Annotated in this window: 11 protein-coding genes and 1 tRNA gene; 11 read left to right on the plus strand and 1 reads right to left on the minus strand. The window is 38.2% G+C overall.

What is annotated here, in order from left to right; genetic code table 11:
- Positions 1-23 precede the first annotated feature (23 nt).
- The 8 genes from trpB (at position 24) to truB (ending at position 8,505) form a co-directional block, all read left to right on the plus strand.
- Positions 24-1,217 (plus strand): tryptophan synthase subunit beta, encoded by a 1,194-nt coding sequence (trpB, locus tag J3U18_RS04480; protein WP_267338889.1) that lies wholly within the window; start codon positions 24-26, stop codon positions 1,215-1,217.
- Complete coding sequence (gene trpA / locus J3U18_RS04485) at positions 1,214-2,020, plus strand: tryptophan synthase subunit alpha (RefSeq protein WP_065563376.1); 807 nt, start codon at positions 1,214-1,216, stop codon at positions 2,018-2,020. Before trpB ends, trpA begins: the two co-directional genes overlap by 4 nt.
- A 218-nt stretch (positions 2,021-2,238) precedes the next feature.
- Positions 2,239-2,315: transfer RNA gene (locus J3U18_RS04490), tRNA-Met, on the plus strand.
- Positions 2,316-2,500: 185 nt separating this feature from the next.
- The gene (gene rimP, locus J3U18_RS04495; RefSeq protein WP_267353049.1) at positions 2,501-2,962 is read left to right on the plus strand and encodes a ribosome maturation factor RimP; all 462 of its coding nucleotides are present in this window, start codon (positions 2,501-2,503) and stop codon (positions 2,960-2,962) included.
- 16 nt (positions 2,963-2,978) lie between these two features.
- Positions 2,979-4,454, plus strand: a complete 1,476-nt coding sequence (gene nusA, locus J3U18_RS04500; RefSeq protein WP_267353050.1) for a transcription termination factor NusA — start codon at positions 2,979-2,981, stop codon at positions 4,452-4,454.
- A 17-nt stretch (positions 4,455-4,471) separates the two neighbouring features.
- On the plus strand, positions 4,472-7,108 hold the full coding sequence (gene infB, locus J3U18_RS04505) for a translation initiation factor IF-2 (RefSeq protein WP_267353051.1): 2,637 nt from the start codon (positions 4,472-4,474) through the stop codon (positions 7,106-7,108).
- Between the two features lie 64 nt (positions 7,109-7,172).
- Positions 7,173-7,550, plus strand: a complete 378-nt coding sequence (rbfA, locus tag J3U18_RS04510) for a 30S ribosome-binding factor RbfA (RefSeq protein WP_065559531.1) — start codon at positions 7,173-7,175, stop codon at positions 7,548-7,550.
- Between the two features lie 64 nt (positions 7,551-7,614).
- Positions 7,615-8,505: a tRNA pseudouridine(55) synthase TruB gene (gene truB / locus J3U18_RS04515; RefSeq protein WP_267353052.1), complete on the plus strand. Its 891-nt coding sequence runs from the start codon at positions 7,615-7,617 to the stop codon at positions 8,503-8,505.
- Between the two features lie 25 nt (positions 8,506-8,530).
- Here truB and J3U18_RS04520 read toward each other — a convergent pair whose 3' ends face one another.
- The gene (locus J3U18_RS04520) at positions 8,531-9,577 is read right to left on the minus strand and encodes a LacI family DNA-binding transcriptional regulator (RefSeq protein ID WP_081299551.1); all 1,047 of its coding nucleotides are present in this window, start codon (positions 9,575-9,577) and stop codon (positions 8,531-8,533) included.
- Between the two features lie 174 nt (positions 9,578-9,751).
- Here J3U18_RS04520 and J3U18_RS04525 point away from each other — a divergent pair, with 174 nt between their 5' ends.
- From J3U18_RS04525 to dnaB, 3 genes are read left to right on the plus strand one after another with little or no spacing between them, the layout of a single operon-like run.
- Positions 9,752-10,759 carry an aspartate-semialdehyde dehydrogenase gene (locus tag J3U18_RS04525; protein WP_220225772.1) on the plus strand — a complete coding sequence of 336 codons (1,008 nt, stop codon included), beginning with the start codon at positions 9,752-9,754 and terminating at the stop codon, positions 10,757-10,759.
- Positions 10,746-11,537, plus strand: coding sequence for a tRNA pseudouridine(38-40) synthase TruA (truA, locus tag J3U18_RS04530; protein WP_267353053.1), 792 nt, complete (start codon positions 10,746-10,748; stop codon positions 11,535-11,537). Before J3U18_RS04525 ends, truA begins: the two co-directional genes overlap by 14 nt.
- A 33-nt stretch (positions 11,538-11,570) precedes the next feature.
- Entirely contained in the window at positions 11,571-12,998 is a 1,428-nt protein-coding gene (dnaB, locus tag J3U18_RS04535) for a replicative DNA helicase (RefSeq protein ID WP_267362479.1), read from the plus strand.
- Positions 12,999-13,031 lie beyond the last annotated feature (33 nt).

Below are 13,031 nucleotides of genomic sequence, written 5' to 3' on the forward strand. Positions count from 1 at the left end.
CTGATTACATTAAAGGAATGGTTATGTCTAAATTAAATCCTTATTTTGGCAAATTTGGTGGTCAATATGTGCCACAAATATTGATGCCTGTGCTTGAACAACTTGAGGATGCTTTTATATCGGCGATACACGATCCAAGTTTTCAAAAAGAATTTAACGATCTTTTAGTTAACTACGCGGGTCGCCCGACAGCATTAACACTGTGTAAAAATCTTACCGCAGGGACCAAAACAAAACTATATCTAAAACGTGAAGATTTAGTTCACGGTGGTGCGCATAAAACTAATCAAGTATTAGGCCAAGCATTACTCGCTAAAAGAATGGGAAAAACTGAAATAATTGCCGAAACTGGCGCAGGTCAGCATGGCGTTGCTTCAGCATTGGCGTGTGCATTATTGGGTTTAAAATGCCGAATATATATGGGGGCTAAAGATGTTAAACGCCAAGCTCCGAACGTATTTAGAATGCGACTCATGGGGGCAACAGTTATTCCGGTTGAAACCGGCTCTGCAACCTTGAAAGATGCTTGTAATGAAGCATTGCGAGATTGGTCTGGTAGTTATGAAACCGCTCACTATATGTTAGGTACAGCTGCTGGACCGCACCCATTCCCAACCATAGTGCGTGAATTCCAACAAATAATTAGCCGTGAAGCGAAACAACAAATTTTGGAAAAAGAGGGGCGATTACCCGATGCTGTCATCGCTTGTGTTGGTGGCGGTTCAAACGCTATTGGGATGTTTGCTAATTTTATTGATGATAAGTCAGTAAAATTAATTGGGGTGGAACCTGGAGGCCATGGCATCGAAAGTGGCGAACATGGTGCATCACTTAAACATGGTAAACTCGGTATTTACTTTGGTATGAAAGCCCCAATGATGCAAACCGATGAAGGCCAAATTGAAGAGTCTTATTCGATTTCTGCAGGTCTTGATTTTCCAGCTGTTGGACCTCAACATGCTTATTTAGATAGCATTGGTCGGGCAGATTATGTCTCTATCACTGATGATGAAGCGCTTGAAGCGTTTCAAGCCTTATCACGCAATGAAGGAATTATTCCAGCTTTAGAATCATCACATGCCTTAGCCTATGCACTTAAGATGATTAAAGAAAATCCAAACAAAGAGCAACTATTAATTGTCAATTTATCAGGTCGTGGCGATAAAGATATTTTTACGGTTTACGATGTATTAAAAGCAAAAGGAGAAATAGAATGAGCCGTTATCAAAAACTGTTTGACCGCTTAACAGTCGAAAAACGAGGTGCATTTGTTCCTTTTGTTCCAGTTGGTGACCCTAATCCACAGCTTTCCTATCAAATTATTCAAACAATGATTGATGCAGGGGCTGATGCGTTAGAACTAGGCATTCCTTTTTCTGACCCAATGGCAGATGGTCCAACTATACAAAATGCTAATATTCGTGCTTTTAATGGCGGCATAACCGTTGCAAAATGCTTCGAAATCTTAACCAAAATCCGCGAAAACAATCCTGATATTCCAGTTGGATTATTAATCTATGCCAATTTGGTATTTAAAAATGGTATTGATAACTTCTATGCGAAGTGCGCTAAAGCAGGGGTGGATTCAGTATTAATTGCTGATTTACCTGTAGAGTATGCCGAAGAGTTTACGGGTGCTGCTGAAAAACATAGCATCGCACCAATATTTATCTGTCCACCTAATGCGGACGATGAAGTGATTAAAAATATTGCTAAACGAGGCAAAGGTTATACTTACTTAGTATCACGAGCAGGAGTAACCGGTACAGAAAACCGTGCTAATAAACCACTCACTCATTTACTCGAAAAACTAACTGAATTTAAAGCACCACCAGCAATTCAAGGTTTTGGTATTTCTGAACCCGCTCAAGTTAGTGAAGCAATTAAATCGGGTGCAGCGGGAGCTATTGCTGGATCGGCAACGGTTAAAATCATTGAAAACAATCTTAATAATCCAGACAAAATGCTGAGTGAATTAACAACTTTCGTTAAAACCATGAAAGCAGCAACGCAAAAGTAACATTAACCAATAATTAATCCGCTGAATATTAGGCGGATTAATTCACTTGAAAAACGAATAATTATACATATATAAAACCCAACTATAGATTAATCATAATTGTTCACCTGTTAAAAATCATAGCTCCTTAGTTTCAATAACTTTAAGCTTTTTGTGAATTCTGATACGATTTTGGGTTGCAATTTTTACAAAATACAGTATAATCTTCAGCCATCTATCGCGGGGTGGAGCAGCTTGGTAGCTCGTCGGGCTCATAACCCGAAGGTCGTTGGTTCAAATCCAGCCCCCGCAACCACTTAAATTTTCATTCATATTAATCTATCCTATTTTTATTGTCTGAAAGTTCGAATCAAGTGGCTTCATTATATTATGTTTTATATGTAGCCTCGCTTGTCGGGGTTTTTTTATATGATTTAAACGTTAGTTTAAAAGGAATGTTGGGCTTTATGCCCTTTTTTATTTTCTGCAGTGGAGGTTTGTTTGGCTAATTTAGAACAGCAATTGACCGAAATCATCCAAGAGCCTGTTAATGCACTTGGCTTTGAGCTAGTTGGGGTTGAATACATTCGTGGTCGTTACCCAGTTTTGCGCGTATATATTGATAGTGAAAATGGTATTACCGTTGATGATTGTGCTGATGTTAGTCGACAAATTAGTGCGGTACTTGATGTAGAAGACCCAATTAAAGATGCTTACAATCTTGAGGTTTCCTCACCAGGTATGGATCGGCCTTTGTTTACGCTTGAACATTACCAACGTTTTATTGGTGAAGAAGTCTCAATAAGTTTGCGTATTCCTGTTGCCAATCGCCGCAAGTGGAAAGGAAAGATTAAATCCATTGATAATGAAATGATTACATTAATCGTGGATGAAAATGATGAAGTGTTTGCTTTTAGTAATATACAAAAAGCGAACATTGTACCTAATTTTAACCTTAAATAGAGTACGGGTGTAAAGGATGAATAAAGAAATTTTAGCTGTTGTTGAAGCGGTATCTAATGAAAAGGCACTTACACGTGACAAAATTTTCGAAGCGCTAGAAACCGCGTTAGCAACGGCCACTAAAAAGAAACATACTGTTGATATAGATGTTGTCGTAAAAATTGACCACAAAACGGGTGATTATGATACGTTCCGCCGTTGGTTAGTGGTTAATGAAGTGACTCAACCTACTAAAGAAATCACATTGGAAGCAGCTCAATTTGACGATCCTAATGTAAAAGTAGGTGACTATGTTGAAGAACAAATTGAATCAGTCGCATTCGATCGCATTACAACACAAACAGCTAAACAAGTCATCGTTCAAAAAGTACGCGAAGCTGAGCGTGCTATGGTTATTGACATGTTTAGAAACCGAATTGGTGATATCGTAACGGGTATTGTTAAAAAGACCAACCGTGATAGTGTTATCCTTGATTTAGGTAATAACGCTGATGCAATGATGTCTCGCCATGATATGTTACCACGTGAAAACTTCCGAATTGGTGACCGTGTTCGAGGTATTTTATATCTTGTAGAACAAGATAATAAACCAGCACAACTCTGTGTTAGTCGTTCAAATCCTGAAATGATGGAAGAACTATTCCGTATAGAAGTACCTGAAATTGGCGAAGAGATGATCGACATCAAAGGTGTTGCTCGTGATCCAGGTTCTCGCGCTAAAATTGCTGTTAGCAGTAATGACCGTCGTATTGACCCTGTTGGTGCATGTGTTGGTATGCGAGGTGCTCGCGTTCAAGCTGTTTCGAATGAATTTGGTGGTGAACGTATTGATATTGTTTTATGGGATGATAACCCAGCTCAATATGTTATTAATGCTATGGCACCAGCCGATGTAGTATCTATCGTAGTTGATGAAGACAAACACACTATGGATGTTGCCGTTAATGCCGATACCTTACCGCAAGCTATCGGCCGTAATGGACAAAATATCCGTTTAGCATCACAACTGACTGGTTGGACGTTAAACGTCATGAGTACTGAAGATCTTCAAGAAAAACACCAAGCAGAATCTTTCGCAGCAATCAATAACCTAATGAAACATTTAGATATTGAAGAAGATCTTGCACAACTTTTAGTTGAAGAAGGATTTACTTCACTTGAAGAGCTTGCTTATGTACCAGTAGATGAGTTACTTGAAATTGAAGAACTTGATGAAGAACTGGTTGATGCATTAAGAAATCGAGCAAAAGATGCCTTAACGACTATCGCACTTGCTCACAGTGGTGATAAACGACCTGCACAAGATTTATTAGATCTACCAGGTATGACACAAGAATTAGCCTATCAATTAGCACAACAAGATATTGTGACTCTAGAAGATTTAGCTGAACAAGGTACAGATGATCTTACAGACATTGAAGGTTTAACAAGCAAACAAGCTGGCGATTTTATTATGGCTGCCCGTAATATTTGTTGGTTTGCAAATGAATAATTGAGGGAAAGTTATACATGACCAAAGTATCAATCGAAACACTGGCTCAAGAAATAAATACACCAGTGCAAACACTTTTGCAACAGTTTGCTGATGCCGGAATGAAAAAGACTGCATCAGATACTGTTACTCAAAAGGAAAAAGAAGCTTTGCTTGCGCATTTAAAACCTCAGCAAGGCCCAACAAAATTAACTTTACAACGTAAAACACATTCAACACTAAATGTGTCAAGCGGTGGTGGCAAAAGTAAAGAAATCAAAGTTGAAGTTCGTAAAAAACGCACTATCGTAAAACAAGATCCTGCTGAATTAGAAAAAGCGCGTCTTGAAGCGGAAGCAAAACAAGAAGCTGAATTAAAAGCACGTAAAGAGGCTGAAGAGAAAGCTAAACAACAGGCTCAAGAGCAGAAGAAACGCGAAGAAGCCGAAGCTAAAAAACGCGAACAAAAAGCGAAAGCTGCTCAAGAACAAGCAGCTGATCCAAAAGTGAAAAAAGCGCAAGAAGAAAAAGCTCGCTTAGAAGCTGAAGCAAACGAAATCAAGCGTAAAGCGGAAGAAGAAAACCGTCGTAAACTTGAAGAAGAAGCCAAACGCATGGCGGAAGAAGCGCGCAAACTTGCTGAACAATATAGCGATAGTGACGAAACAGATAACAGTGATGATGATGACTATCATGTCACTACATCTAAATATGCTCGTGCAGCTGAAGATGATACCGACCGTGAAGTTGAAGGTGGTCGTGGTCGTGGACGCGGTAGTAAACAGACTAAACAGAAAAAATCGAGCAAATTATCAGAAGGTAAAGCCGAACGTGAAGAAGCGCGTGCTGTAACGCGTAGTAGCCACAAGAAGAAAGGCAAAAGTACTTTACAACAAAGCTTTACTAAACCAGTACAAGCAATTAACCGCGATGTGGTTATTGGTGAAACCATCACTGTTGCCGAACTTGCTAACAAAATGGCAGTAAAAGGTTCAGAAGTAATCAAAACTATGATGAAAATGGGTGCAATGGCAACCATCAATCAGGTTATTGACCAAGAAACCGCTCAACTTGTTGCTGAAGAAATGGGACACAAAGTGGTACTTCGTCGTGAAAACGAACTTGAAGAATCACTAATGAGCGACCGTGATACTGGTGCAGAAAAAGTTTCTCGCGCACCTGTTGTGACTATCATGGGCCATGTTGACCATGGTAAAACCTCACTACTTGACTATATTCGTAAAGCAAAAGTTGCTTCAGGCGAAGCTGGTGGTATTACTCAGCACATCGGTGCTTACCATGTTAAAACCTCAAGCGGAGAAATCACATTCTTAGATACTCCAGGCCATGCTGCATTTACATCAATGCGTGCTCGTGGTGCTAAAGCAACTGACATCGTGGTATTAGTTGTTGCAGCTGATGATGGTGTGATGCCACAAACTATTGAGGCGATTCAACATGCGAAAGCGGCAAATGTACCAATCGTTGTTGCAGTAAACAAAATTGATAAGCCAGAAGCCGATCCGGAACGTGTCAAAGGTGAACTTGCTCAATATGGCGTGATGTCAGAAGATTGGGGTGGTGATACTCAGTTCGTTCATGTTTCAGCAAAAGCTGGTACGGGAATTGACCAACTACTTGAAGCGATTTTATTACAAGCAGAAGTACTTGAACTTACTGCTTATGAATCAGGTATGGCTAGCGGTGTCGTTATCGAATCATTCCTTGATAAAGGTCGTGGTTCTGTTGCTACAGTACTTGTTCAATCAGGTACCTTACGTAAAGGTGATATCGTATTATGTGGATTTGAATATGGTCGTATTCGTGCAATGCGCAACGAATTAGGTAAAGAAGTTACCGAAGCGGGCCCATCAATTCCGGTTGAGATTTTAGGTCTTTCAGGTGTACCATCAGCAGGTGATGAAGCAACAGTTGTACGTGATGAAAAGAAAGCACGTGAAGTTGCCTTATATCGTCAAGGTAAATTCCGTGATGTTAAACTTGCACGTCAACAAAAAGCGAAACTTGAAAACATGTTTACTAACATGACTGAAGGTGACGTATCTGAACTTAATATCGTCCTTAAAGCTGACGTACAAGGTTCGGTTGAAGCAATTTCTGATTCATTACTTAAACTATCAACAGATGAAGTTAAAGTTAAAATCATTGGTTCAGGCGTAGGTGGTATCACCGAAACTGATGCATCACTTGCAGCAGCATCTAATGCTATTATCCTTGGTTTTAATGTTCGTGCCGATGCTTCAGCGCGTAAAGTTGTTGAAGCTGAAAACTTAGATTTACGTTACTATTCAGTTATTTATGACTTAATTGATGAAGTTAAACAAGCCATGAGCGGTATGCTTGCTCCAGAATACAAGCAAGAGATTATTGGTCTTGCTGAAGTGCGTGATGTATTTAAATCACCTAAATTTGGTGCAATCGCTGGTTGTATGGTAACTGAAGGCGTAGTTAAACGTCATAACCCAATTCGTGTATTACGTGATAACGTGGTTATCTATGAAGGTGAACTTGAATCATTACGTCGCTTCAAAGATGACGTTAACGAAGTTCGTAACGGCATGGAGTGTGGTATTGGTGTTCGTAACTACAATGATGTTCGCGTTGGCGATACTATCGAAGTCTTTGAAACTGTCGAAATCCAGCGTACTATTTAGTTAATACGCTAAATAAGCAAGGTTTTTATAAACCTTGCTTATTCACATTTTAAGGAAAATAGATATGGCAAAAGCATTTAATCGATCATCTCGGGTCGGACACGAATTACAAAAAGAGATTGCGATTATTTTACAGCGTGAAATCAAAGATCCACGTTTAGGCATGGTAACGGTTTCGGGTGTAGATATTTCACGTGATCTCTCTTATGCAAAAGTGTTTGTAACGTTTTTAAATGATGATGATCCACAAGTTATCGAGCAAGGATTGACTGTCTTAAATGATGCTAAAGGGTATATTCGAACACTCATTGGTAAAGCAATGCGTTTACGAATTATTCCTGAAATTAAATTCTTTTATGATGAATCACTTGTTAAAGGTATGCAGATGTCTAGTCTAGTATCTGATGTTATTAAACAAGATAACGAACGTCATAAAGATTAATAATAAAATTGCTCAATATTGTAAAAAATATTGAGGAGTGTGATCCGTTTCAAATAAAATATCGATGATGAATATAAAAAAAACTCGCCGTGATGTTCACGGCGTTTTGTTATTAGACAAACCACAAGGCATGACATCAAATGATGCCTTACAAAAAGTGAAAAGATTATTCAACGCAAAAAAAGCAGGGCATACTGGCGCGCTAGATCCATTAGCCACTGGAATGTTACCTATCTGTTTTGGTGAAGCGACGAAATTTTCACAATACTTATTAGATTCTGACAAACGCTATCGCGTGATCGCCAAATTGGGTGAACGTACCGATACGTCTGATGCGGATGGTCAAATAATTTCTACTAGATCGGTTAATATCACTCAATCACAAATCGACGAAGCATTAACTCATTTTCGCGGCGATATTTTACAAGTTCCAACCATGTTTTCGGCTTTAAAATATCAAGGCAAACCACTTTATGAATATGCTCGTCAAGGTATTGTTATAGAGCGAGAAGCTAGACCCATTACAATTTATGAAAACCAGTTTATCCAATACGATTCAACTAAGCACGAATTAACCTTAGAAATCCATTGTTCAAAAGGGACTTATATTCGTACCATTATTGATGATTTAGGTGAATTACTTGGCTGTGGGGCACATGTAATTTATTTAAGACGTCTACAAGTATCAAATTATCCTATCGATAATATGATCACCCTAGATGAATTGCAAAATGAACCAATGCTTATGCCAGTCGATAGCCCATTACAAGACCGCCCTAAAGTGGTATTAAGTGAAAGCCAAGGTAAAGACATTTTATTAGGTAGAACCGTAATTGTTGAAAACAGTGTAAGTGTTGAAACATTAGTCAGAATTTATCAAGGCCAACAATTTATTGGTGCAGGAACTCAAATCCTTAATAAATTGTCACCTAAAAGATTAATTTCAACATCCTAATTAAATCGTTAATCAATTTAAAATATTAGCAATTAGTAAAAAACATTTCGGTATCAATAGTATGGCATTGTGATAATGATGTCATATTATGTTCAAGAAGATCACATAACAATTGTGCTGATTTACATCCCATTTTGTATAAAGGCTTATTGACTCTACTCAATTGATCTAATTCATTATATTGAAGATCATTGGTATGGCTAATATAAGTAATTGCAAGCGGATGTAGTAATTGTGATTGGCTCTTTTTGACTTGGTGTAATGCGCCAAAAAGTGAACGATAATTCGATAAATAATTTTGCGTATGATAGCAATCATAACAAGAAAGACTACTCAAATCCTCAAAAATAACGGCTGTCGGCGGCTTATTGCTTTGAAGTAGTGTCTTAATGGCATCTCGCCCATGTTCATACGTAAGGCAACCTTGAATGACATAATCACTATCGATCGGCATATTGATTCGTTGAAAAGCCTGTTGATAGCCTTGCAAGAAAAATGAGGAGTTAGTATTTTTATCGCTATTAATAAAAATTGCGATCTTATTATGCCCCTGCTCAATTAAATGCTGAGTGGTTTGATATCCAATTGTCAGATGATCGAAATGAACACAGGTAAAATTCTTCTTAAAATGATTAACAAATACAATGGGTGGTAATGAATTTTTATAACTATATAGCTGGGTAAGGTATGGAGCTTGATTTATAATGATAATGCCAATAAAACAATTTTGCTTAATATATTGAATTAAATAATAGAGATCATTTTTAACCTTATAAGGAAATTGTAAATAAAACAGTTGAAACCCAGCTTCATGTAAAACTTGCTCAATACCAAAATTGATTAAGCTTTTAGAGATAAGCTGATTATCAACAACTAAAATTTTATTGCTTTCATGAACGGGTTGATAATCTTTTAAATTTTTTGATAGATCAACATTTAAAGCCTTCATCGCCTGATAAACCAGAAATTGAGTTTGTGGAGATGTTAGGTTGGGTGTTCTTAATACTCTTGATACAGATGCGATTGAAACCTTTGCTTCTTTCGCTATCATCGATAATGAGATCTTCGCCATAATTATAAATTTAGTTAAATATAAAATTACTTTAACGAGGATTATTAAAATTGTAATCAACTAAAATTCAATTTTTCGAGCAAGATTCCAAAATTTAGAAAATATCTTTTTTCCAAAATCTTTAACAATAAAGTGGTATAATTGCCATTAAATACTTTAATTCGGGTTTATCATATGTCTGCATGGAATATCGCCATTGTTGGTGCGACAGGACAAGTAGGTTCTGCGCTAATTGAGTTATTAAATGACTCAAAAACTATTGAAATTGAAAATCTCTATTTAGTCGGTAGCGATAACAGCGCTGGCGAAGTAGTTCGTTTTGCCGGTAAAAATTTAACCGTCATTGATAGCGAGCAAATGGATTGGAGCCAATGCCATTTTGCCTTTTTTGTTGCAGGTACTAAAACTAGCGAAAAATATGCTCAAACAGCTGCTCAAGCAGGCTGTATCGTTATTGATGCGAGCGGATTTTTTGCTGATCAAGACCATATTCCATTAATTGTACCTAAAGTAAATAACAGCGTATTAACCGAATATCGCAATGAAAATATCATTGCTGTTGCAAGCCCAACCGTATCTCAATTATTACGTTGCGTTGCATCACTAACCGATATTCAATTACTGACTAATCTCCATTTAACCAGCTTTATTCCTTCATCATTATATGGCAAGCCAGGTGTGGATGAACTGGCAGGACAAAGCGCTAGATTACTCAATGGAATGCCAGTTGATAACGAGCTATTTGACAATCAACTTGCCTTTAACTTATTACCGCTTTCGCATGAGTCTGATCACCAAAGTTTAGGTGAACACACTCAAATTAACCAAATTCGTAAAGTGATAAGTAATTATGATTTACCTATCTCAATTGAATCCGTTATTGTGCCGGTATTTTATGGACTAGCTCAAGCGGTGAATGTTTCCAGTAGCTTACCCATTGAACTAGACATGGCTCGTTTTAGTGAATTTGGTGTTGAAGTAAAAAGTGAAGATTTACCAACTCCAGTAACTGAAGTCAATACCGAAGGTGAAAAGAACTTAACCATTAAACTCGCTAATTTACGACACAGCTATGGAAATTATGAACAAATTCAATTTTGGTCAGTAGCAGATAATATCCGTTACTTAGGTGGACTAATGTTAATCGAGACACTTGAGATCCTGATTAATGACTACCTCTAAAATTGCATTAGGTATCGAGTATGATGGTAGTGGCTATTTTGGTTGGCAACGACAACAGCACGTTGACTCTATTCAAGAAAGATTAGAATCGGCTTTGTCTGTCATAGCTAACGAGCCAATAGCCGTATTTTGTGCAGGACGAACCGACGCTGGCGTACATGCCACAGGGCAAGTAATTCATTTTGAAACCAACGCTCAGCGCGGTGAGGCAGCATGGACAATGGGCGTAAACTCTCATCTTCCTGACAATATCGCTGTACGGTGGTCAAAAAGTGTGGATGACAGTTTTCATGCTAGATTTAGCGCAACTGCTCGACGTTACCGATATGTGATTTATAATCATCGTTATCGTCCAGCAATTTTGGCCAAAGGCGTAACGCATTATTATCTGCCATTAAATGAAGAACTGATGCACCAAGCGGGGCAATATTTATTAGGTGAAAATGATTTCTCATCATTTAGAGCTGCACAGTGTCAATCGCGAACGCCCTGGCGTAATATTCATCATATTCAAGTTACAAGACAGGGTGAATATGTTATTGTCGATATCAAAGCAAATGCCTTTGTACATCATATGGTACGCAATATTGTCGGAAGTTTGTTAGAGGTTGGTGCAGGTAATCAACCACCACAGTGGATTGATGAGCTATTAAAAGCGAAAGATCGTACTCAAGCTGCAGCAACCGCGAAACCTGAAGGTTTATATTTGGTTCAGGTAGATTATCCATTAGAATATCAAATTCCTGATTGCGCTTTAGGGCCATTATTTATAAAGTAAGCAAATTAGCTATAGATTAAATTAAATAAAAAGATGAATGCAATGAATACTGATGATTCAAATAAAGAACTCAAAAATCAAGACGCAAAAAAATCAAAAGTACAAAATATAAAATTACCACCTCACTCAATCGAGGCAGAACAAGCTGTGCTTGGTAGCCTAATGCTGGATAATCAGCGTTGGGATGTTGTTGCTGAAATGATTACCGACCGTGATTTTTATTCTCGTCATCACCAACTCATATTTTCAGAAATGCATACCTTAGTCAGTCGTGGTACCCCGATTGACTTAATCACTTTGTCTGAAAGCTTAGAAAGTAAAGACTTACTTGTTGATGTGGGGGGATTTGCTTATTTAGCTGAGTTATCGAAAAACACACCAAGCGCCATTAACGTAGTGGCCTATACCGATATTATCCGCCAGCAAGCGATATTGCGGGAACTGATTAGTGCTTCAAATGAAATTGCTGATAACTGTTACTCAACTGAAGGCCGAGACAGTACCGAAATTTTAGACTTAGCTGAAAGCAAAATCTTCCAAATTGCCGAAAGCCGTACTAAGCAGGGTGAAGGACCGAAAAATATTACCGATGTGCTAGAAGCTACCGTCGCAAAAATTGAAGAGTTATTCCAGCGTCCACATGATGGCGTGACAGGGGTCTCAACCGGCTTCCTTGATTTAGATAAAAAAACCGCAGGATTACAGCGTTCAGACTTAATTATTATTGCAGCTCGTCCATCAATGGGTAAAACCACATTTGCGATGAACCTTTGTGAAAACGCTGCTATGATGCAAGATAAGCCGGTACTAATCTTTAGTTTAGAAATGCCATCCGAACAGATTATGATGCGTATGCTGGCCTCGTTATCACGTGTTGATCAGACTCGTATTCGTACAGGCCAACTACAAGATGATGATTGGGCAAGAATATCGAGCACCATGGGATTACTGCTGGAAAAGAAAAACATCTACATTGATGACTCATCAGGATTAACCCCTATGGAGCTACGCTCACGAGCAAGACGAATTTACCGTGAACATAAAGGATTAAGTATGATCATGGTCGATTACTTACAGCTGATGCGAGTACCAAACATATCAGAAAACCGAACGCTTGAAATCGCCGAGATCTCACGCTCATTAAAAGCATTAGCCAAAGAGTTACAAATTCCGGTTGTTGCTCTTTCACAGCTAAACCGAAGCTTAGAACAACGCGCCGATAAACGACCAGTTAACTCCGACTTACGTGAATCAGGATCTATCGAACAAGATGCCGATGTAATTATGTTCATCTATCGTGACGAAGTATATAACGAAGCATCAGAACATAAAGGTATTGCAGAAATCATCTTAGGTAAACAGCGAAATGGTCCAATTGGTAAAGTACGCTTAACTTTCCAAGGTCAATTCTCAAGGTTTGATAATTACGCTGATGCGGGTAAATATTTGGATGACGAATAATTGAAGTATCGTAAATGTGAAAAACAATACTTC

The sequence above is a fragment of the Gilliamella sp. B3482 genome, from assembly GCF_026536805.1.
Taxonomy (GTDB): domain Bacteria; phylum Pseudomonadota; class Gammaproteobacteria; order Enterobacterales; family Orbaceae; genus Gilliamella; species Gilliamella apicola_E.

Coding starts and splice junctions, on each gene's coding strand:
- trpB (WP_267338889.1), top strand. CDS start 24: ATGTCTAAATTAAATCCTTATTTTGGCAAATTTGGTGGTCAATATGTG.
- trpA (WP_065563376.1), top strand. CDS start 1,214: ATGAGCCGTTATCAAAAACTGTTTGACCGCTTAACAGTCGAAAAACGA.
- nusA (WP_267353050.1), top strand. CDS start 2,979: ATGAATAAAGAAATTTTAGCTGTTGTTGAAGCGGTATCTAATGAAAAG.
- infB (WP_267353051.1), top strand. CDS start 4,472: ATGACCAAAGTATCAATCGAAACACTGGCTCAAGAAATAAATACACCA.
- rbfA (WP_065559531.1), top strand. CDS start 7,173: ATGGCAAAAGCATTTAATCGATCATCTCGGGTCGGACACGAATTACAA.
- truB (WP_267353052.1), top strand. CDS start 7,615: ATGATGAATATAAAAAAAACTCGCCGTGATGTTCACGGCGTTTTGTTA.
- J3U18_RS04520 (WP_081299551.1), bottom strand. CDS start 9,577: ATGGCGAAGATCTCATTATCGATGATAGCGAAAGAAGCAAAGGTTTCA.
- J3U18_RS04525 (WP_220225772.1), top strand. CDS start 9,752: ATGTCTGCATGGAATATCGCCATTGTTGGTGCGACAGGACAAGTAGGT.
- truA (WP_267353053.1), top strand. CDS start 10,746: ATGACTACCTCTAAAATTGCATTAGGTATCGAGTATGATGGTAGTGGC.
- dnaB (WP_267362479.1), top strand. CDS start 11,571: ATGAATGCAATGAATACTGATGATTCAAATAAAGAACTCAAAAATCAA.